The following is a 19,796-nucleotide window of genomic DNA, read 5'->3' on the forward strand; positions in this document are numbered from 1 at the left end:
AAACCGGTCGCGGGAGGTGACGTCGCGCGCATCGGGGCGGGCTCTTCTTGGTCCCGACGGGCGTCCGTTAGTCTGAGGCTATGAGTGCATCTGAGACCCAATGGGAATACGCCACGATTCCGCTGATCATCCACAACACCAAGGGGATCCTCGACCAGTGGGGCGAGGACGGCTGGGAGCTGGTCACCGTGCTGCCCGGCCCCGAGGGCAACGCCCCCGTCGCCTACCTCAAGCGCCCGCGGAACTGAGCCAGACGCTATGGCTGAACAGATCTCTGCAGTTGAAGCGCGCCTGGCCGAACTCGGCCTGAGCGTCCCCGAGGTGGTCCCCCCGGTCGCGTCGTATCAGCCAGCGGTCATCGCCGACGGCGTGGTCTACGTCTCCGGACAGCTGCCCTTCGTCGATGGAGCGCTGCCGCTGACCGGCAAGGTCGGCGCGGAGGTCACCGAGGAGCAGGCCTATGAGCTCGCGCGCCAGTGCGCGCTCAACTGCATCGGTGCGCTGAAGGCGGCCGTGGGCGACCTGGATCGCATCACCCGGATCGCGAAGGTCGGCGGCTTCGTCGCCTCGGTGCCGAGCTTCACCGGTCAGCCCAAGGTGCTCAACGGCGCCTCGGAGCTGCTCGGCGCGGCCTTCGGCGACGCCGGAGCGCACGCGCGCAGCGCTGTGGGCGTGCCGGTGCTGCCGCTGGACACCCCCGTGGAAGTCGACCTCATCGCCCATGTCCGCTGAGGCACCTGCGGTCCTGACCCAGAACCCACGGTGGCAGCAGCAGGAGCGCCGCTGGGCCGAGGTCGGCTTCGCCCCGGTGATCGTCGGCGGCGACGCCGGAGCCTACGGCGCAGCTCGGGCCTTCCACGAGGCCTACGGCATCACCTCGCTGGTGCTCTCGAAGCACCAGATGTGGATGATCAAGCATTCGAAGATCATCACGCACCTGGAGATCGAGAACGGCACGGTGATGGAGCATGTGCGCACCGGGCTGAACCTCGCCCCGGTGCGCCGGCTGCGCGATCAGGGGATCCCGATCCTGCTGCTGGGCGCGATCGACTCCACCGTGCAGGCGATCATCGAGCTGCGTGAGGCCCACCCGGAAGACCTGGGCGACGACGTCGTCGTGCCCTATGTCGACCGGGCCCGGTTCGATGCCGCCACCGTCAAGGACAACTTCACCGCGCTGGCCGAGAAGCTCGGCGTGGATCACCCGGTCACCCGGGTGGTGGACTTCGGCGCCGCTCTGGACACCCAGCTTCCGCTGGATCTCAGCTTCCCGGTCTGGGCGAAGCCTGCCGATGTGACCGCCTGGTACTGGACCGAGTTCGAGGGCAAGCACAAGGTGCACCGGGTGCAGACCCCCGAGGAACTGGCCGAGCTCTTCGGCAAGGTCCATGCCGCCGGGTACCGCGCGAGCTTCGTGGTGCAGGAGGAGGTCCCGGGCGACGACCAGAACATGCGGGTCCTCACCTGCTACGCCGATCAGAACTCGCGGATCCGTTTCGCCTCCTGGGGCGAGACCGTGGTGGAGGACCACTCCCCCGCTGCGCTGGGCAACCCCTCGGTGATCCTCACCACGAAGAACTCCGAGGCCGTGGATCAGGCGCAGAAGCTGCTCACCGAGCTGAACTGGGTGGGCTACGCGAACTTCGACCTGAAATACGACCCGCGCGACGGCAGGACCAAGTTCTTCGAGCTCAACCCGAGGCTGGGCCGCTCCAGCTACTACATCACCGGGGCGGGCAACAACCCGGTGGAGTACTACGTGCAGGACTTCATCCGCGGCGAGCTCTCGGCCGACGGCGGGACATCTCGCGTGGAGGACCAGCAGGAGACGGTCTACACCGTGCTGCCGGGCTGGTTGGCCGGACGCTATGTCTCTGACCCGGAACGACGACGTCGGATCACGCGAATCCTCCGCTCGGGGGGTGCGCGGAACCCGTTCTTCTACGCGGCCGACCGCAGCCCGCGCCGGGTCGCCCTGCTGCTCGCCGCGCAGGCCTCGCTGGTCCGGAAGTTCCTGAGGTTCTACCCGCCCTCGGCCGTCACCGGCGAATAGCTGACGACGGCGCGGAGAGCTGCCGGCGCTGGAGGCTGCGCAGACATAGAAGGAGCGCCCGGCAGACTGCCGGGCGCTCCTTCTATGTCTGGACTCAGATCCCTGGACTCAGTGCTGGTCGAGACCAGCGGGGTCAGCTCAGCGGGAGCGCTGGCGGATCCGCTGGATGTCCAGGATCACGACGGCGCGCGCCTCGAGGCGCAGCCAGCCGCGCTGGACGAACTCGGCCAGGGCCTTGTTCACGGTCTCGCGGGAGGCGCCGACCAGCTGGGCCAGCTCCTCCTGGGTGAGCTCGTGGGCCACGAGCACGCCGTCGGGGGCCGGGCGGCCGAAGCGGTCAGCCAAGTCCAGCAGCGCCTTCGCGACGCGACCGGGGACGTCGGAGAAGACCAGGTCCGCGAGGGACTCGTTGGTGCGGGTCAGCCGCTTGGCCAGGGCCTGGAGCAGCTGGACCGAGACCTCGGGGTTGGTGGTGATCACGTTGCGCAGGCTGTCGTGGCGCAGGCCGGCCAGCCGGGTCTCGGACACGGCGGTGGCCGTGGCGGTCCGTGGCGCAGGGTTGAACAGGGCCATCTCGCCGAAGATCTCGCCCGGACCGAGCACGGCCAGCAGGTTCTCTCGACCGTCGGGGGTGGTGCGGCCCAGCTTGATCTTCCCGGAGATGATGAAGTACAGCTGATCACCCTGGTCGCCCTCGTGGAAGACGGATGACCCGCGGGAGAGATCAACCTCGTTCAGCTCTTTGATGAGGGCGCTGAAGACGTCGTCGTCGAGCGTGGCGAACAGCGGTGCGCGGCGCAGTACTTCAAGATCCATGGGCGATCCGTTCTTCCTGGATGTGTGAGATAACAGAGTCTCGTTGATTAGAAGTTACCAGTTCGCCCCGACGTGCGGAAACGTTCAGCAAGCGGCAGAGGATTCTATGTCATTCTTTGTGGAGCAATTTCGCCGTCCGTGCACGCGGTGCAGCAGCCTCGCAAGGCGGCGCCGACCGCCGCGTCATGCCGCACGACGGACCACCATGAGCCTTAAGGAGCCCGCCACCCATGGGAAGCATCGCACTCGACGTGATCCTGGTGGTGGTGCTCCTCGGCTTCCTCCTCGCCGGTCTGCGCAAGGGCGTCTGGGCCACCCTGGGCGGAGTGTTCGGGTTCCTGGTCGGCGCCACGGCCGCGTTCTTCGCGATCCCGCTGGTCGCCTCCTGGGTGCCTGACCCGCTGTGGCGGGTGGTCGCGGTGATCGCCGCCGCCATCGTGCTGGTGGCCGCCGGGCACGGTCTCGGCTCCGCCGCCGGGGCCGAGGTCCAGCGGATGTTCAACTCCCGCGCGGTTCGGGGCCTGAGCTCCCTGGTGGGCGGCGTGGTCAACGTGGTGGTCGCGATGTTCGTCATCGCACTGCTGTCCTTCTCGATCTCCGCCATGGGCTTCCCGACGGTGAACCAGACGATGAAGCAGTCCACCGTGCTGAGCACGATCGATTCCGCCGTGCCCGAACAGGCCGAGTCCTGGTTCGCCCAGGTCCGCTCGGCGGTGCTGGACTCCGACATCCCGGAGATCGCCCAGCTGGTCCCCGAACCCGCAGAGCTGCCGGAGGACCAGGACCTCAACGACGCCGGCCTGGAGTCCGCCGCCTCGGTGGGCCGGATCACCGGGGTCGCCGAACAGTGCGGACAGTCCCAGTCCGGGTCGGGCTTCGCCGTCTCCCCCACCCGGGTGCTGACCAACGCCCACGTCATCGCCGGGGTGGCCGAGCCCGCGGTGGAGATGCCCGACGGCGAGGTGCTCACCGGCCGCGCCGTGCACTTCGACCCGGCCTCGGACCTGGCGCTGATCGCCGTGGACGGCCTGGATGTCGCGCCGCTGGAGGTCAGCGACGGGGTCGACGTCGGGGATTCCGGCTACGTGATGGGCTACCCCGCCGGCGGACCGTTCTCCGCAGGCAGCGCAGTGGTCCAGGCGCGCGACGTCTCCCAGGTCAACAACATCTACGGCAGCTCCCCGAGCTCGCTGGAGATCTTCCAGCTCAGCGCGGACGTCCGGCAGGGCAACTCCGGCGGACCGCTGATCGATGCATCCGGGGATGTGGCCGGCGTCGTCTTCGCCCGCGCGGTGGAGGGCAGCAACGTCGGCTTCGCGATCACCGCGGACCAGGCCGGAGACGTGCTCACCGACCCGGACCGCTACTCCGAGACCGTCTCCACCGGCCAGTGCACCGACCGCTAGTCAAAAAATCGTAGAGCTGCAGGAAATCGTCGGGCTAGAGCTCGACGATTTCACAACAGCTCTACGATTTTTTGACCGGAACGGGCGGGATGGGCCGCGTGGCTAGAGGAGCAGCTCGGTGCCGGTGAGGCGCTGGTAGGCGTCCAGGTAGCGCTGGCGGGTGGCCTCGACGACCTCCTGCGGCAGCGCCGGCGGCGCCTGGCCTGAGTTCCGGTCCCAGCCGGATTCGGCCGAGGTCAGCCAGTCGCGGACGAACTGCTTGTCGAAGGAGGGCTGTGCCGCACCGGGCGCCCAGCTCTCGGCGGGCCAGAAGCGCGAGGAGTCCGGCGTGAGGACCTCATCGGCCACGGTGAGCGCGCCGGCCGGGTCGAAGCCGAACTCGAGCTTCGTGTCGGCCAGGATCACTCCGGCGTCGCGGCAGATCTCCTCGGCCAGGACGTAGATCCGCAGCGTCGCCTCGCGCAGCCGGACCGCCAGCTCCGCGCCGACGTTCTCGGCGAGCGTCTCGAAGCTGATGTTCTCGTCGTGGTCGCCCTGAGCGGCCTTCGAGGAGGGGGTGAAGATCGGCTCGGGCAGCTGCGAGCCGTCGGTGAGTCCCTCCGGCAGCACCAGTCCGGTCACAGTGCCGGACTCCCGGTACTCAGCCAGCCCGGACCCGGTGAGGTAGCCGCGGGCGATGCACTCGGCCTCCACCATCTGCAGGTTGCGGCAGATCATCGCGCGACCGGCCACCGCCTCGGGCACCTCCACCGAGACCACGTGATGCGAGATCCCCGCCGCCTCGAGCTGGTCGAACCACCACAGGCTGAGCTGGGTCAGGATGATGCCCTTGTCCGGGATGGGGCTGCCCAGCACATGGTCATAGGCGCTGATCCGGTCGCTGGCGACCATCAGGACCACGTCCTGACCGTCCCAGGGAGATCCCGGGGCGGGCCGGTAGAGCTCGCGGACCTTCCCTGAGGAGGCGTGCACCCAGCCGGGCAGCTCCTCGACGGTCGCGCCGCGGGGCTGAGCGTCGCCGCTGACCTGCGTGTCGGCGTCGGGCCGCGTCTCGGGGCTGAGCCGGATCTCTCCGGCGAGCGCCTTGGCGGCGATGTCGGTGCGGTGCTGCTCGCCGGGCCAGGAGATCTCCTGCACCCCGGCGTAGGCGCGCTCCACGGCCTCGGCCAGCGAGACGCCGGTGCCGACGACGGCGAGCACCCGCCCGCCGCTGGTGGTCAGCCGGCCCTGCCCGTCCGCGGCGGTGCCGGCGTGCAGCACTGCCACGCCCTCGAGGCTCTCGGCCTCGGCGGTCCCGGTGATCACGTCGCCCCTGCGCGGGGACTCCGGATAGTTCTCGGCGGCCATCACGACGTCGGCGGCGTACCCCTGCGCCCACTCCAGGGTGCGCGCCGGGCCGAGCGATCCGGTGGAGCAGTCCAGCAGCAGCTGGCCCAGCGGGGTGGCCAGGCGTTCGAGCACGGCCTGGGTCTCGGGGTCGCCGAAGCGGGCGTTGAACTCGATGACCCGCACGCCGCGGGAGGTGACCGCCAGACCGCAGTAGAGCACCCCGACGAAGGGGGTGCCGCGGCGCGACATCTCGGCCAGGGTCGGGGCGGCGACGGTGTCCACCACGATCTGCACGAAGTCACGCTCGGTGCCCGCGGCATCGGTCTCGGTGTAGCCGGTCAACCAGTCCAGCGGGGTGTAGGCGCCCATGCCGCCGGTGTTGGGGCCGGCGTCGTCGTTGAAGATGCGTTTGAAGTCCTGCGCCGGGGACAGCGGCACCAGGTTGGCCCCGTCGGAGAGCACGAAGAGTGAGACCTCGGGTCCGTCGAGGAACTCCTCGATGACCACGGTGCCGCCGGCGGCGAAGCAGGCCTGGGCGTGGGCGAGCGCCTCGGCGCGGTCCTCGGTGACCACCACGCCCTTGCCGGCGGCGAGCCCGTCGTCCTTGATCACATAGGGCGCACCGAAGCGCTCGACGGCGGCCTGCGCGCCGGCGAGATCGCTGACATGCACCGCTCCGGCCGTGGGGACCTGGGCGGCCGCCATGATCTCCTTGGCGAAGGCCTTGGAGGCCTCCAGCCGGGCTGCGGCCGCGGAGGGCCCGAAGGCCGGGATCCCGGCCTCCCGGACCGCGTCTGCGACGCCTGCGGCCAGCGGCGCCTCGGGACCGATGACCACCAGGTCGAAGCCGCCGGCCACGGCGAGCGCGGAGACCGCGGCCGGGTCCTGCGCGTCGACGCGGTGGCACCGGACCTGCGCCGCGATGCCGGCGTTGCCCGGCGCGGCCTCGACGGTGGTGACTGCTGCATCACGCAGCAGTGCTCGGACGATGGCGTGCTCGCGGCCTCCGGGGCCGACTACAAGTACCTTCACGCCGCTCAGCCTATCGAACGGCGCGCGCCCCCAGCTCCGCCGAGGCGGCAGCTGCGCCATCCCGGCGCGCGGCGTCGCCACTTCCGTAGACTGAGCCCATGACTGCTGCGCGCCGCCCTGCTGAAGCACCCTCGGTGCTGCCCCTCCCCGGCTCACCTGCCGAAGCCTCCGCCGGTTCCACCGGCCGAGAAGAGCTGCAGGTGGCCTCGGTCGCGGAATCTGCGGAGCTGGCGGTGGTGACCCGTGCCGGCGTCGTGGAGTCCCGACACATCGGATCCGCGGTGCTGGTGGGGCCCGACGGCGCGGTGCTGGAGTCCATCGGTGCTCCCGAGCGGCTGATGTTCCCGCGCTCCACGCTGAAGCCGTTCCAGGCCATCGCCTCGCTGCGCTCCGGTGCGCTGATCTCCCCCGAGGCCGTCGCCCTGGCCTGCGGATCCCATGTGGGCTCGCGCAAGCACCAGGAGCTCGCCGCGAGCGTGCTCGCCGCCGAGGGGCTCGATGAGTCGGCATTGAAATGTCCGGCGGCGTGGCCGGCTCGCCACCATGACCTGCGCGTGCACCTGGAGGCCGGCAAGACCGAGACCCCCCTGGCCTTCAACTGCTCCGGCAAGCACGCGGCGTTCCTCGCCGCCACCCGCACCAATGGCTGGCGGCTCAACACCTACCTGGAGCACTCACACCCGCTGCAGAAGGTGATCATGGACGTGATCACGGAATACTGCGGCGAGGAGCCGACCGTGGTCGGCGTCGACGGCTGCGGGGCACCGGCCCCGGCGCTCTCGCTCACCGAGCTGGCGCGCGGCTTCTCGAAGCTGGCCGCCGCGACCTCGCGGCGCGACGCCGAGGTCCATGCCTTCACCGTGAACCAGGCGATGCTGGACTACCCCTGGGCGGTGCACGGACGCGGCGAGGCCAACACCGTGGTGCTCGAGGATCTCGGCCTGACCGCGAAGCTCGGCGCCGAGGGCGTCCTGGTGGTAGGCGCCCCGGACGGCACCGCCGTCGCGGTCAAGGTGCTCGACGGCTCCTCCCGCGCCACGAACCTGGTCGCGCTGAGCCTGCTGGCGGCCCGCGGCGTGATCGACGTCGAGGCCCTGGGGCCGGTGCTGCGCAAGATCGTGAAGCCGATCACCGGTGGGCTGGGCGCCGAGCAGGTGGGCAGCATCCGGCTGGCACCGGCGCTGCTCGACCGGCTCTGACCCCCACCACCGCCTCCGGCGGCTCATGCTGCCCACGCCTTTTGTAGCTGACATTCAGGTTAATGCCGTCCAATGAGGACCGCGTTCGTCGCCCCGCTCCACGGGCAGCCCACGAGGACGCCTGACGAAGGAGGGGCCGCACGTGCCACGGCTGAAACGGGTGATGCCCGGGAAGGATCCCGGGATCGAACGCGTGGTGGAGGAGTCGGCCTTCAGCTACCGCACCAGCTCCGGGGACCCGCTGGACCCCGCTGACCTCGAACGGATCGAGTCCCTGGTGATCCCGCCGGCCTGGACCGAGGTCTGGATCTGCGCGCTGCCGCACGGTCACGTCCAAGCCGTGGGCACCGACGTCTCCGGGCGCCGGCAGTACCTCTACCATCCCGACTGGACCTCGCGCCGAGATCGCGGCAAATACGCGAAGGCGCTCACCCTGGCCTCGGCGCTGCCCCGAGCGCGCGCCAAGGTCACCCTGGCGCTGCGTGCCGAGACCGTGGACCGGGATCGGGTGCTGGCCACCTCCTTCCGACTCCTGGACGTCTCCGCGCTGCGGGTGGGCTCCAAGCGGCACCTGGCCCGCACCGGCAGCCGTGGGCTGACCACGCTGCAGTGCCGCCACGTCAGTATCGAGGAGACCCGGATCGCCTTCAGCTTCCCCGGAAAGTCCGGCCAGCGTCAGTCCATCGTGGTGGAGGATCCCGACCTTCTCCTCTCGATCTCGGCGCTGGCCGCGGCAGGAAAACGTGCCCCGCTGCTGGCCTGGCAGGAAGGACGACGACGGATGGCCGTGTCCCCTCAGCTGGTCAACCGCTACGTCCGGGAGCTCACCGGCGGCGAGTTCACCGCCAAAGACTTCCGCACCCTGCGTGGCACGATCATCGCCGCGCAGACCCTGGCGGAGATCGGGGTCGGCAGCACCAAGCGAGACCGGGACCGGGCCGAACGAGAGGCCACCGCCGCCGTCGCCAAGGGACTCGGCAACACCCCCGCGGTGGCGCGCAGCTCCTACATCGACCCTCGGGTGTTCGCCCGGTACCGCAGCGGGCAGCTGCTCGACACCTCTCGCGCACCGGAATCAGCGCTGCGTTCGTTGCTGCTCACCAGGTGACAGCACCAACCGCGGTTTTTATTCCACACATCGGCCCGGTTTCGCGCATCGGTGAACTGCCCGGCTCGGGGCCGGATCAGCTTGTGCGAGACCGCATCGGGTCATAGCGTCGAGGAGTCGTCCGCTTGGGCGGACAGGTCCTTTTCGACCACTGATAAGCGAGGCAGAGATTTCCATGGCCGACTACAAAGTCACCAACCCAGCCACCGGCGAGGTCGAGGCGGAGTTCGCCACCCTCACCGACGATCAGCTGAGCGCGACGCTCGATCACGCCGCTGAGACCTTCACCAGCTGGTCACAGACCGAGCTCTCCGAGCGCGCCGATCTGCTCCGCCGCGCGGCAGCGATCTACGAAGAGCGCAAGGACGAGCTGGCCACGATCATCACCCGCGAGATGGGCAAGCCGATGAAGCAGGCCCGCTCCGAGCTCGACATCGTGATCTCGATCTTCCACTACTACGCCGACCACGGCGCCGAGTTCCTCGCGGATGAGCCGATCACCGACGCCCCCGACGGCAGCGCCGTGATGCAGAGCCGCCCGTTCGGCGTGCTGCTGGGGATCATGCCCTGGAACTTCCCGTACTACCAGGTGGCCCGCTTCGCGGTGCCGAACCTGATGATCGGCAACACGATCATGCTCAAGCACGCCTCCCAGTGCCCCGAGTCGGCCGCCGCGATGGAGCAGATCTTCCGCGACGCCGGCTTCCCGGAGCACGCCTACACCAACGTGTACGCCTCCAGCGGGCAGATCGCCGACATCGTGATCCCCGACCCCCGCGTCGCCGGCATCTCGCTGACCGGTTCCGAGCGGGCCGGCACCAAGGTCGCCGCGGCCGCGGGCGAGAACCTCAAGAAGGTCGTGCTGGAGCTCGGCGGCAATGACCCGCTGCTGGTGCTGGATCGCGAGATCCTCCCCGCCGCGGTCAAGGGCGCGGTGCAGGGCCGGATGGCCAACGCCGGACAGGCCTGCAACGCCGCCAAGCGCGTGATCGTCCCGGCAGAGTTCTACGACGAGTTCCTCGAACAGTTCCAGCAGGCGCTCTCAGAGATCGAGCTGCTCGACCCGCTCTCCGAGGAGGCCTTCATCGGCCCGATGTCCTCGGTCCAGGCCGCCGAGGACCTGCACGAGCAGGTCCAGGACGCCGTGGAGAAGGGCGCCACCCTGCACCTGGGCGGCGACTTCGATCAGCGTGGCGGCGCCTGGTACCAGCCCACCCTGCTGACCGGGATTACCCCCGAGATGCGCGCCTACGGCGAGGAGCTCTTCGGACCGGTGGCCATGGTCTACAAGGTCGCCGATGAGGACGAGGCCGTGAAGCTGGCCAACGACACCCAGTACGGGCTCTCCGCCTCGGTGTTCGCCACCGACGTCGAGCACGGCCAGCGTGTGGGCGAGCAGATCCACACCGGCATGATCTTCATCAACGAGCCCGCCGGCACCTCCGCCGAGCTGCCCTTCGGCGGCGTGAAGCGCTCCGGCGTCGGCCGGGAGCTCGGCCCCTACGGCATGGCGGAGTTCGTCAACCGCCGTCTGGTCAAGATCGCCGGATGATGAGTCGCTGAACATGGCACGACGTCGCATCACCGCCGACGACGGCAGGGCCGCGGTCCGCGGGTGGGAGTCAGGAGACTCCGACCGGCGGACCGTGGCCGCTGCTGTGCGGTACTACCTCGAGGAGCTCGCCGAGGTCGCCCCGGGCAACTCCGTGGAGGTCCGGGTCCCGCCCTTCGGGGTGACCCAGTGCATCGAGGGGCCCTCCCACTCCCGCGGCACTCCCCCCAACGTGGTGGAGCTCGCCCCGCAGGACTGGCTGGAGCTCGCCACCGGAGTCACCGACTGGGAGACCGCGCGCGCCGCCGGCCGGATCTCCGCCTCGGGCACCCGCGCGGACCTCTCGGCGCTGCTCCCGCTCCAACGGTGACCCGCGCCCGGCGCCTGCCCTGCCCGCGCCAATCCTGATCACCAGCTCCCACGTGTCCGGCACCCAGGCTGGGCCGGTAGCATGGTGGATATGTCTTCACGCGAGCAGACGGGCGAGCCGGAGCGTCGGCAGGTGACCGTTCGTCCCACCCCCCGGCTGAGCCCCTTCCTCATCGCAGGTGTGCTCGCGGCCGTGGTGGCCGCCGTCGTCGTCGTGCTGGTCACCGGTCCCGCCGAGGACTATTCGCTGCGCGGCTCGCTGGGATATCTCACCGTCGCCTTCGCGATGCCTGGGCTCGCCCTGGGCGCCGTGACCTGGCTCTTCATCGACTGGCGCTCTCGGAAGCGCACCCGCACTTATGACCTGCAGAAGATCGACTCTGCAGAGAGGACACCTGCGCATGACCAGGAATGATGGTCGACTGAACTTCAATCTCCTCGACGAGGACCCGCTGCCGCAGGACGAGTGCGGGGTCTTCGGCGTCTGGGCCCCCGGGGAGGAAGTCTCGAAGCTGGCCTACTACGGGCTCTACGCTCTGCAGCACCGCGGCCAGGAGTCTGCCGGGATCGCCGCCTCCGACGGCAAGAGCATCCGGGTGTACAAGGACCTCGGCCTGGTCTCCCAGGTCTTCGACGAGTCCACGCTGAACTCGCTGACCGGGCACATCGCCGTCGGCCACTGCCGCTACTCCACCACCGGCGCCAGCCAGTGGTCCAACGCCCAGCCCACCCTCGGAGACACCCCGCACGGCACCGTCGCCCTGGGCCACAACGGCAACCTGACCAACTCCGCGGACCTGCGCGACCGCATCATCGAACGCCACGGACGCGCCGACTTCGGCGAGCTCAACCAGGGCAACACCACCGACACCGCGCTGGTGACCGCGCTGCTGAAGGAACAGCCCGGAGACAGCCTCGAAGATCAGGCGATGGCCCTGCTGCCCACGCTCGAGGGCGCGTTCTGCCTGGTGTTCATGAACGAGAACACGCTCTACGCCGCCCGCGACCCGCACGGGGTCCGTCCCCTGGTGCTGGGCCGCCTGGCCAGCGGCTGGGTGGTGGCCTCCGAGCAGTCGGCGCTGGCCACCGTGGGCGCCTCGGTGATCCGAGAGATCGAGCCCGGCGAGCTGATCGCCATCGACTCCGACGGCGTGCGCTCGCACCGCTTCGCCGCGGCCACCCCCTCGCGCTGCGTCTTCGAATACGTCTACCTGGCCCGCCCGGACGCCAACATCAACGGCCGCTCGGTCTATGAGTCCCGCGTCGAGATGGGCCGTCAGCTGGCCCGCGAGGACACCCATGACGCCGACATCGTCATCCCGGTCCCCGAATCCGGGACCCCGGCGGCGGTGGGCTACGCCGAGGCCTCCGGGCTTCCCTTCGCGCAGGGGTTCATCAAGAACGCCTACGTCGGACGGACCTTCATCGAGCCCTCTCAGACGCTGCGCCAGCTCGGCATCCGGCTCAAGCTCAACGTCCAGGACCACGTGGTCCGCGGCAAGCGGGTGGTGGTCGTGGATGACTCGATCGTGCGCGGCAACACCCAGCGCGCCATCGTGCGGATGCTCAAGGAGGCCGGCGCCGCCGAGATCCACGTGAAGATCTCCTCCCCGCCGGTGAAGTGGCCCTGCTTCTACGGGATCGACTTCGCCTCCCGGGCCGAGCTGATCGCCAACGGCGCCACCATGGACGAGATCACCCAGGCGGTGGGCGCCGACTCGCTGGCCTACATCTCCGAGGACGGGATGATCGCCGCCACCGCGCAGCCGCGCTCCACCCTGTGCACCGCCTGCTTCTCCGGGGTCTACCCGATCAAGCTGCCCCCGGAGAGCCGCCGCGGAAAGATGCTGCTGGAGACGCCCGCAGAGTCAGCCGATTCGCAGAACGCCGGCGGTGGCTGCGACCCAGGACCCGATGCCGAATTCGAACTCGACGAGATCCCCCTCGCGGAGGCCAAGAAGTGACAACCGAGAACACCAGCGCCGCAGCCAGCTCCGGCGCTCCGATCACCTATGCCTCCGCCGGAGTCGACGTCGAGGCCGGCGACCGCGCCGTCGAGCTGATGAAGGCACACATCGAGGCCACCCACACGCCCCAGGTCATCGGCGGCGTGGGCGGCTTCGCCGGACTCTATGACGCCTCCGAGCTCAAGCGCCTGCCCCGGCCGCTGCTGGCCACCTCCACCGACGGAGTCGGCACCAAGGTGGCCATCGCCCAGGCCATGGACATCCACGACACCATCGGCTTCGACCTGGTCGGGATGGTCGTCGACGACATCGTGGTCATGGGTGCCAAGCCGCTGTTCATGACCGACTACATCGCCACCGGCAAGGTGGAGCCCGCCCGCATCGCCGCGGTGGTCTCCGGCATCGCCAAGGCCGCCGCCGAGACCGGCACCGCGCTGGTCGGAGGGGAGACCGCCGAGCACCCCGGACTGCTGGCAGAGGACGAGTACGACGTCGCCGGCGCAGCCACCGGCGTCGTCGACGCCTCCGCCGTGCTGGGCCCGGAGCGGGTCCGCACCCGCGACGTGATCATCGGCATGGCCTCCTCCGGCATCCACTCCAACGGCTACTCGCTGGTCCGCCGCGTGGTCTCCTCCGCCGGCTGGGGCTACGAGCGCGAGGTCGAGGAGTTCGGCCGCACCCTGGGCCAGGAGCTGCTGGAACCCACCCGGCTCTACACCAGGCCCTGCCTGGACCTGGTCACCGCGCTCAACGGCGACCCCGCCGAGACCGAGATCTCTCCGGAGGCCCCGGTGCGCGGGTTCAGCCACGTCACCGGCGGCGGACTCGCGGCCAACCTGGCACGCGTGCTGCCCGCCGGGCTGATGGCCACCGTGGACCGCTCCACCTGGTCCTGGCCCGCGGTGTTCTCGCTGATCGCCCGGCTCGGCTCGGTGCCGCAGGCAGATCTGGAGCGCACGCTGAACCTCGGGGTGGGCATGATCGCCGTGGTCTCCGCCGAGAAGGCCGACGACGCCCTGGCCCACCTCGCCGCCTCCGGCCAGACCGCCTGGGTGATGGGTGAGGTCAGCGCCTACAGCCCAGAGGAGACCCGGGTCGCCGACGCCGGCCTGGACTTCGTCCAGGGCGCCAAGGGAGTCGACGGCGGCGGCGTGCTGCTGACCGGTCGCTACAGCTCCTGAGAACTCCCGGAGGCCGAGCTGCTGAGGCTCAGGCCTGCGGCGGGGCATCCTCGCCCGAGGCCTCGGCCGCGTCGGCCTCTGCCTTGGTCGCGTACTGGGCATCCGCGGCGTGCTCCGGCGGCGAGTAGACCGTGTAGAGCACCAGCGGCTCATCGCCGGTGTTGCGGAAGTTGTGCTGCGCGCCGGCTGGCACCGCGCACTGATCCCCCGTCTCGATCGGATGAGACTCGCCGTTGAGGTCGGCCTCTCCGCTGCCGGAGATGAAGGTCAGGATCTGATCCGTGTTCTCGTGGACCTCGTCGCCGATCTCTCCGCCCGCGGGGACCGTCATCAGGACGATCTGTGCATGCTCCCCGGTCCAGATCGTCTTGCGGAAGTTCGAGTTCTCCTTGGCGATGTCCGCAATGGTGAAGTGCTCGACGTTGCCCCCCAGGGCAAAGTGCTTCTCAGTCATGGTGCCTTCCCTTCTCGATTCGTCTCGTGTTCTCCGGTGATGGTTTCGTGGAGCTCTCATCGTCTCCGCGGCGCTCAAGCGCCCTGCCAGCCGTGCTCACCTGCCCGTCGCGCTCAGGCGTCCACGGCTGCGCGGGCCCTGGCAGGGCTCCGCAGCTCTTTGGCCATGGCCGTGGAGTTCCGGTCGTTGCGCATGAGCCGCATGGCGTTGAGGATCACCACCAGCACGGAGGCCTCGTGGACCAGCATGCCGATCGACATGGTCACCCCGCCTGCGAAGACGCCGGCGAGCAGCAGCACGACGGTGGCCAGGGCGATGAAGATGTTCTGCTTCATCACGGCCACCGTGCGCTTGGCCAGACTGATGGACTCAGGCAGCTTCATCAGATTGTCGCCCATCAGCGCGATGTCTGCGGTCTCCACGGCGACCGCTGAACCAGCGGCACCCATGGCCACACCGATGTCCGCCGTGGCCAGGGCCGGGGCGTCGTTGACCCCGTCGCCGACCATTGCCACAGTGTGGCCCTCACGCTGCAGCTGCGCCACCGCCTCGAGCTTGTCCTCCGGCAGGAGCGAGGCATGGATCTCGTCGATCCCCGTCCGGGCTCCCACGGCTTCGGCCACCAGACGGGTGTCACCGGTGAGCATGACGACCTTCTCCACCCCGGCATCATGCAGCCGGGCGACCATGGCCGGGGCGTCTTCGCGAAGCTCGTCGGCCACGGCGATCACGCCGATGACCTTGGCGTCGACTGCCACGATCATCGGGGTCCTGCCCGCCGCGGCGAGCTTCTCTGCCGCGGGGCCGGCGCCGACGTCGTCGCGCACGCCGTACTGGTCCAGCAGCGGCAGGTTGCCGATCAGCACCCGTTGTCCGTCGAGATCCGAGGCGATGCCCTTGCCAGGCACGGGGGTGACCGCACCCGGGGTGCCCTTCGGTCCGACGCCGGCCTCGACGGCGGAGTCCAGGATGGGTTTCGCGAGCGGGTGCTCAGAGCCGGCCTCGGCGGCCGCGGCCCAGCGCAGGACCTCGGTGCGGTCCAGCGCAGGGTCAAGGACCACCATGTCGGTCAGCTGCGGCCTGCCCTGGGTGAGGGTTCCGGTCTTGTCCACGGCGACCACCGAGATCTTCGCGGAGGTCTCCAGGTACTCGCCTCCCTTGATGAGGATGCCGTTGCGGGCCGCCCGGCCGATGCCTGCCACGATCGCGACCGGGATGGAGATCACCAGGGCGCCGGGGCAGCCGATGACCAGCAGGGTCAGGGCCAGGACCACGTCCTGGGTGATCAGCCAGGTCAGCACGGCCAGCACGATGACCGCCGGGGTGTACCAGCCGGAGAAGCGGTCGATGAACGCCTGGGTCCTGGCCTTGGCGTCCTGGGCCTCCTCCACGCGGTGGATGATCCGGGCCAGCGTGGTGTCAGCGCCGATGCCGGTGGCCAGCACCTGGAGGAAGCCGCCTCGAGAGACCGTCCCCGCGAAGACCTGGTCGGACTTGCCCTTCTCCACCGGGATGGACTCTCCGGTGATGGAGGCCTCGTCGATGGCGCCGGTGCCGGAGACGACGTGGCCGTCCACCGGGACCTTGGCCCCATTCTTCACCAGCACGATCTCACCCATGCGCACAAGGTGGGCCGGGACTTCGACCTGCGCGCCCTCGCGCATCACGATCGCCGTGTCAGGTGCGACCGCGACCAGTTCGGCCAGCGCTGAACGCGTCTTGTTCATGGTGGCCGCCTCGAGGGCGTGTCCGATGGCGAACAGGAAGGTGACCGCCGCGGCCTCCCAGAAGTTGCCGATCAGGATCGCGCCGATGGCTGCGATGGCCACCAGCAGGTCGATGCCGATGACCTTGATCATCAGCGCCCGGACCGCCTTGAGGACGATCCCGTAGCCCGCGACCACCGCGGCCGCGAGCATGAAGAGGTCGGCCAGCACGAAGACGTCGCCCGATCCGTGGGCGTGGGCACCGGCGTCGATCCACCACTGCGGCCCTATGACCGGGTTCCAGGCATCCCCGCCCAGGCGCCCCACCCCGAAGGAGAGGAGGATGAGCACCCCGGAGATGACCGGGACGGTCCAGCTGCTGAGGACCCATTGCTGCAGCCTGTTCACGAAGGCGACCTTTCTGAGAAATCTGTGGCTGTGCGCGAGAGCCGGAACTGCGCCGCGGTCAGCCCGCGATCCTTCGATCGCGGGCCGGGTCCGCTCAGAAGGCGGAGGGAGCGGCCTTGTAACCGGCCTTGGCGATGGCGGCGACGATGTCGTCGGTCGAGGTGACCGACGCGTCATGGTCGACCTCGACGCGCGCGGTGGCGAAGTGGACCTCCACGTTCTCGACGCCCTTGAGCTTCTTGACCTGCTTCTCGATCTTGGCCACGCAGGAGGGGCAGGAGAAGCCCTCGGCGCGGAACGTGGTGTGGGTGGTGGTGGCAGTCGACATGGTGTGCCCTTTCCTCGTCTGTGATCGTCTCTGTCTTCACTGGTACACCTTCACAGTATCCATCGGGGACTGACGGGGCCTTGACGTGCGTCAAGTAGATGAGGATGGGCGTGAGCCTGGGCGTGTCGTCTGCATCGCCGGCGCCCGAAGGGTCGCGCAGCTTTGACCTCGCGGCAGGACCGGGGAGAATCGGTGATCATGCGTACTCTTCCGCTGCGAGCACTCCATCGGGACGAGGTCAGCTGTGTGCGCCGGGTCCCGCTCTTCTCCGGGCTGACCCAGGACCAGCAGGACCTGGTCGGGTCCCTGGCCCGCCCCATGGTGCTCGCGGCCGGGGAGCTGGTGCACGGCTCCGGGGAGCGGACGCACCAGCTGTCCGTGGTGCACAGCGGGCAGATCAAGCTCAGCCGCTCCCTGCCCAGCGGGCACCGCCGCCTGGTGCGGGTGGTCGGGCCTGGGCAGTCCCTGGGAGAGCACGGCTTCCTCACCGGGGGCAGCACGCTCGAGGAGGCCGAAGCGCTGGCTGATGCTCGGCTGTGCGTGTTCTCTCATGACGCCCTCGCCGACCTGATGGCCGAACATCCCAGCATCGGGGTGCAGATGCTGCGCAACCTCGGGCAGCGGCTGGCCGAGGCTGAGCGTCGGCTGGCGCTGAGCACGCTCGACGTCGACGTCCGGGTCGCGGACTTCCTGCTCGAGCAGCCCCTGCTGCGCCGATCCTCCCAGGCCGGGACCAGAGAGGACCTTCAGGACGGAGACTCCCGAGTCCGCCTGCCGCTGAGCAAGAAGGACATCGCGTCGATGCTCGGCACGACCCCGGAGTCGCTGAGCCGGGCCCTGGCACGCCTCTCCGATGACGGGCTGATCACCGTCAATGCTGACGTCATCACCCTGCGGGACATCTCCGGCCTGGAAGAGGTCGTGATCCGCGCGTGACGCCCCGCGCAGGTCATCTGCACCAGGTCATCTGCGCAGGTCATCTGAAGGACAGGCTGCGCGGGAGCTGGCTGCGGGACGCCTCGACCTCCCGGGTCATCCGCCGCGCCTCCTCGCGCTCCATCCGGCTCGGACGCATCGCCCGCAGCGCCCACAGGATGCAGGCGAGGTCGACGACCTCCTGCAGCCAGGCGCCGATGATGGCTGGCAGCAGGCCCGCCGCAGCGATGAGCATCAGCAGCACCGACATTCCGACGCCGATCCAGATCGCCTGCCACGCCACGCGCATCGTCCGCTTCCCGATGTGCACAGCCCGGGCGCTGCGCGCGAGGTCGTCCACGGTGATGACGACATCGGCGGACTCGCTGGCGGCGCTGGAGCCGCGCGCACCCATGGCCACCCCGACGTCGGCGGCCGCCAGCACCGGTGCGTCATTGACCCCGTCACCGACCATCATCACCGGCCTGGCTTCTGCGGCACGCACTGCGGCGACCTTGTCCTCGGGCAGCAGCTCTGCTCGCACGTCGTCGATCCCTGCCTGCTGCGCGATGTGCCGGGCGACGTGCTCGCCGTCGCCGCTGAGCATCATGGTGGTGCTCACTCCGCCCCGGTGCAGCGAGGCCATCGTGGCACGGGACTCCACGCGCAGCTCGTCGGCCAGGGCGATGTAGCCGGCATAGCGGCCGTCCACCGCCACGTGCACTCCGCTGTGACCTCGGGGCGGGGAATCGGGCGTGGCCCCGGTCTCCCGGGCGAGGAAGCGGCTGCTGCCGACGACGACGGCGTGACCTTCCACCGCGCCGCGCACTCCGTTGGCGGGGACCTCCGTGACCTCCTGCGCGCCCGGCACGCCCTCCGCCGATGCCCCTGCCGCGCTGACCACGGCGTCTGCCAGCGGATGCGATGAATACTGCTCCACGGCTGCCGCGAGGGCGAGCATCCTCGCCGGCTCCATGCTCCGGGCGTGGACCGTGGTCACCTTCGGCTGCCCGTAGGTGAGCGTGCCGGTCTTGTCGAAGGCCACGGTCCGCACTGCAGCGAGCTTCTCGAGCGTGCCGCTGCTCTTGACGATGATGCCGTTGCTGGCTGCACGGGACATTCCGCCCATGAACGCCACCGGTGCCGCGATGATGAGCGGGCAGGGCGTGGCGACCACCAGCACCTCTGCCGCCCGGGTCGGGTCTCCGGAGAGGGCCCAGGCGCCGGCGGCCAGTGCGAGCGAACCCAGTGTGAAGGGCACCGCCACGCGATCGGCGAGCCGGACGAAGGGTGCCTTGGACTCCTGAGCCTCCCGGACCAGCTGGATGATCCGCTGGTACTGGGAGGTGGAGGCGTCGGCGGTGGCGCGGACCTCGATGGCCTCGCCGCCGTTGACCGCGCCGGAGAGCAGCTCGTCCCCGCGGGTCCGTTCCACCGGCAGAGACTCTCCGGTGAGTGAGGATTCATCAAAAGTCGCCGCGGCGGAGGAGAGCACACAGTCCACGGGGACCACCTCGAAGGGCCGCACCAGCAGCCGGTCCCCCACGCCGACCTGCTCCACCGGGACATCCACCGGACCCTCAACTCCGCGCAGGACGTGCGCCGTGTGCGGAGCGTTCTCCAGCAGCCCGGTCAGCTCGCGGCGGGCCCGGCCGGCCGCGTAGTCCTCCAGCGCCTCGCCGCCGGAGAGCATCAGACAGACCACCAGGGCGGCCCAATACTCGCCCACCGCCACGGTGGACCCGATGGCGGTCACCGCCAGCAGGTCGATGCCGTAGGTTCCGGCGCGCAGATCCTGGACCATCCGGCGGCTCTGCTGCAGCGCGACGACCACGGCGAATCCGGAGATCACCCAGCGTGCCGCCGACCCCTGACCGCTGAGTTCGAGCGCGCCGCCGAGCAGCCCGACGGCCAGGGTCGCCAGGACCATCGGGTAGCGCCGCATGCCGATGAAGGTCTTCCGCATGCCTCAT

The 19,796-nt window shown here is 69.7% G+C and carries 18 protein-coding genes; 12 read left to right on the plus strand and 6 right to left on the minus strand.

Going from position 1 to position 19,796, the window contains the following annotated elements; all coding sequences use genetic code 11:
- Window positions 1-80: 80 nt before the first annotated feature.
- The 3 genes from BCL67_RS15515 to BCL67_RS11350 are packed head-to-tail and all read left to right on the plus strand — an operon-like array spanning window position 81 to window position 2,053.
- Window positions 81-248 carry a hypothetical protein gene (locus tag BCL67_RS15515; protein WP_166645872.1) on the plus strand — a complete coding sequence of 56 codons (168 nt, stop codon included), beginning with the start codon at window positions 81-83 and terminating at the stop codon, window positions 246-248.
- Between the two features lie 10 nt (window positions 249-258).
- Window positions 259-732 carry a RidA family protein gene (locus BCL67_RS11345; protein ID WP_219886499.1) on the plus strand — a complete coding sequence of 158 codons (474 nt, stop codon included), beginning with the start codon at window positions 259-261 and terminating at the stop codon, window positions 730-732.
- Window positions 722-2,053 (plus strand): carboxylate--amine ligase, encoded by a 1,332-nt coding sequence (locus BCL67_RS11350; RefSeq protein ID WP_258174997.1) that lies wholly within the window; start codon window positions 722-724, stop codon window positions 2,051-2,053. Before BCL67_RS11345 ends, BCL67_RS11350 begins: the two co-directional genes overlap by 11 nt.
- A 138-nt stretch (window positions 2,054-2,191) precedes the next feature.
- Here the strand turns inward: BCL67_RS11350 and BCL67_RS11355 are convergent, their stop codons facing one another.
- Entirely contained in the window at window positions 2,192-2,869 is a 678-nt protein-coding gene (locus BCL67_RS11355; protein ID WP_036477681.1) for a Crp/Fnr family transcriptional regulator, read from the minus strand.
- Window positions 2,870-3,099: 230 nt separating this feature from the next.
- Between BCL67_RS11355 and BCL67_RS11360 the strand changes: the two genes are divergently transcribed.
- Window positions 3,100-4,275: a MarP family serine protease gene (locus BCL67_RS11360; RefSeq protein ID WP_106123547.1), complete on the plus strand. Its 1,176-nt coding sequence runs from the start codon at window positions 3,100-3,102 to the stop codon at window positions 4,273-4,275.
- A 102-nt stretch (window positions 4,276-4,377) separates the two neighbouring features.
- On the opposite strand, the gene purD is transcribed toward BCL67_RS11360, so the two are convergent.
- Window positions 4,378-6,636: a phosphoribosylamine--glycine ligase gene (gene purD / locus BCL67_RS11365; RefSeq protein WP_106123548.1), complete on the minus strand. Its 2,259-nt coding sequence runs from the start codon at window positions 6,634-6,636 to the stop codon at window positions 4,378-4,380.
- A gap of 98 nt (window positions 6,637-6,734) precedes the next feature.
- Between purD and BCL67_RS11370 the strand changes: the two genes are divergently transcribed.
- From BCL67_RS11370 to purM, 7 genes are all read left to right on the plus strand, one after another.
- The gene (locus BCL67_RS11370; protein WP_106123549.1) at window positions 6,735-7,835 is read left to right on the plus strand and encodes an asparaginase; all 1,101 of its coding nucleotides are present in this window, start codon (window positions 6,735-6,737) and stop codon (window positions 7,833-7,835) included.
- A gap of 142 nt (window positions 7,836-7,977) precedes the next feature.
- A complete protein-coding gene (locus tag BCL67_RS11375; protein ID WP_106123550.1) occupies window positions 7,978-8,943 on the plus strand; it encodes a DNA topoisomerase IB in 966 nt (321 codons plus the stop codon).
- 175 nt (window positions 8,944-9,118) lie between these two features.
- Complete coding sequence (locus BCL67_RS11380; protein ID WP_106123551.1) at window positions 9,119-10,495, plus strand: NAD-dependent succinate-semialdehyde dehydrogenase; 1,377 nt, start codon at window positions 9,119-9,121, stop codon at window positions 10,493-10,495.
- A gap of 13 nt (window positions 10,496-10,508) precedes the next feature.
- Window positions 10,509-10,865, plus strand: coding sequence for a sterol carrier family protein (locus BCL67_RS11385; protein WP_181255986.1), 357 nt, complete (start codon window positions 10,509-10,511; stop codon window positions 10,863-10,865).
- A 90-nt stretch (window positions 10,866-10,955) separates the two neighbouring features.
- Window positions 10,956-11,279 carry a hypothetical protein gene (locus tag BCL67_RS11390; RefSeq protein WP_106123553.1) on the plus strand — a complete coding sequence of 108 codons (324 nt, stop codon included), beginning with the start codon at window positions 10,956-10,958 and terminating at the stop codon, window positions 11,277-11,279.
- Window positions 11,266-12,828 (plus strand): amidophosphoribosyltransferase, encoded by a 1,563-nt coding sequence (purF, locus tag BCL67_RS11395; protein ID WP_106123554.1) that lies wholly within the window; start codon window positions 11,266-11,268, stop codon window positions 12,826-12,828. Before BCL67_RS11390 ends, purF begins: the two co-directional genes overlap by 14 nt.
- Window positions 12,825-14,012, plus strand: coding sequence for a phosphoribosylformylglycinamidine cyclo-ligase (gene purM, locus BCL67_RS11400; RefSeq protein ID WP_106123555.1), 1,188 nt, complete (start codon window positions 12,825-12,827; stop codon window positions 14,010-14,012). Before purF ends, purM begins: the two co-directional genes overlap by 4 nt.
- A 28-nt stretch (window positions 14,013-14,040) precedes the next feature.
- Here the strand turns inward: purM and BCL67_RS11405 are convergent, their stop codons facing one another.
- From BCL67_RS11405 to BCL67_RS11415, 3 genes are all read right to left on the minus strand, one after another.
- Window positions 14,041-14,466 (minus strand): cupin domain-containing protein, encoded by a 426-nt coding sequence (locus BCL67_RS11405; RefSeq protein WP_106123556.1) that lies wholly within the window; start codon window positions 14,464-14,466, stop codon window positions 14,041-14,043.
- A gap of 113 nt (window positions 14,467-14,579) precedes the next feature.
- Entirely contained in the window at window positions 14,580-16,580 is a 2,001-nt protein-coding gene (locus BCL67_RS11410; protein WP_106123557.1) for a heavy metal translocating P-type ATPase, read from the minus strand.
- Between the two features lie 94 nt (window positions 16,581-16,674).
- Complete coding sequence (locus BCL67_RS11415; RefSeq protein ID WP_106123558.1) at window positions 16,675-16,908, minus strand: heavy-metal-associated domain-containing protein; 234 nt, start codon at window positions 16,906-16,908, stop codon at window positions 16,675-16,677.
- Window positions 16,909-17,106: 198 nt separating this feature from the next.
- Between BCL67_RS11415 and BCL67_RS11420 the strand changes: the two genes are divergently transcribed.
- The gene (locus tag BCL67_RS11420; protein WP_106123580.1) at window positions 17,107-17,844 is read left to right on the plus strand and encodes a Crp/Fnr family transcriptional regulator; all 738 of its coding nucleotides are present in this window, start codon (window positions 17,107-17,109) and stop codon (window positions 17,842-17,844) included.
- Window positions 17,845-17,884: 40 nt separating this feature from the next.
- Here the strand turns inward: BCL67_RS11420 and BCL67_RS11425 are convergent, their stop codons facing one another.
- Window positions 17,885-19,789: a heavy metal translocating P-type ATPase gene (locus BCL67_RS11425; protein WP_106123559.1), complete on the minus strand. Its 1,905-nt coding sequence runs from the start codon at window positions 19,787-19,789 to the stop codon at window positions 17,885-17,887.
- Window positions 19,790-19,796: the final 7 nt, after the last annotated feature.

Origin of the sequence: Nesterenkonia sandarakina, assembly GCF_003003175.1 — a bacterium.
Taxonomy (GTDB): domain Bacteria; phylum Actinomycetota; class Actinomycetes; order Actinomycetales; family Micrococcaceae; genus Nesterenkonia; species Nesterenkonia sandarakina_A.

Coding starts and splice junctions, on each gene's coding strand:
- BCL67_RS15515 (WP_166645872.1), top strand. CDS start 81: ATGAGTGCATCTGAGACCCAATGGGAATACGCCACGATTCCGCTGATC.
- BCL67_RS11345 (WP_219886499.1), top strand. CDS start 259: ATGGCTGAACAGATCTCTGCAGTTGAAGCGCGCCTGGCCGAACTCGGC.
- BCL67_RS11350 (WP_258174997.1), top strand. CDS start 722: ATGTCCGCTGAGGCACCTGCGGTCCTGACCCAGAACCCACGGTGGCAG.
- BCL67_RS11355 (WP_036477681.1), bottom strand. CDS start 2,869: ATGGATCTTGAAGTACTGCGCCGCGCACCGCTGTTCGCCACGCTCGAC.
- BCL67_RS11360 (WP_106123547.1), top strand. CDS start 3,100: ATGGGAAGCATCGCACTCGACGTGATCCTGGTGGTGGTGCTCCTCGGC.
- BCL67_RS11370 (WP_106123549.1), top strand. CDS start 6,735: ATGACTGCTGCGCGCCGCCCTGCTGAAGCACCCTCGGTGCTGCCCCTC.
- BCL67_RS11380 (WP_106123551.1), top strand. CDS start 9,119: ATGGCCGACTACAAAGTCACCAACCCAGCCACCGGCGAGGTCGAGGCG.
- BCL67_RS11385 (WP_181255986.1), top strand. CDS start 10,509: ATGGCACGACGTCGCATCACCGCCGACGACGGCAGGGCCGCGGTCCGC.
- BCL67_RS11390 (WP_106123553.1), top strand. CDS start 10,956: ATGTCTTCACGCGAGCAGACGGGCGAGCCGGAGCGTCGGCAGGTGACC.
- purF (WP_106123554.1), top strand. CDS start 11,266: ATGACCAGGAATGATGGTCGACTGAACTTCAATCTCCTCGACGAGGAC.
- BCL67_RS11405 (WP_106123556.1), bottom strand. CDS start 14,466: ATGACTGAGAAGCACTTTGCCCTGGGGGGCAACGTCGAGCACTTCACC.
- BCL67_RS11415 (WP_106123558.1), bottom strand. CDS start 16,908: ATGTCGACTGCCACCACCACCCACACCACGTTCCGCGCCGAGGGCTTC.
- BCL67_RS11420 (WP_106123580.1), top strand. CDS start 17,107: ATGCGTACTCTTCCGCTGCGAGCACTCCATCGGGACGAGGTCAGCTGT.
- BCL67_RS11425 (WP_106123559.1), bottom strand. CDS start 19,789: ATGCGGAAGACCTTCATCGGCATGCGGCGCTACCCGATGGTCCTGGCG.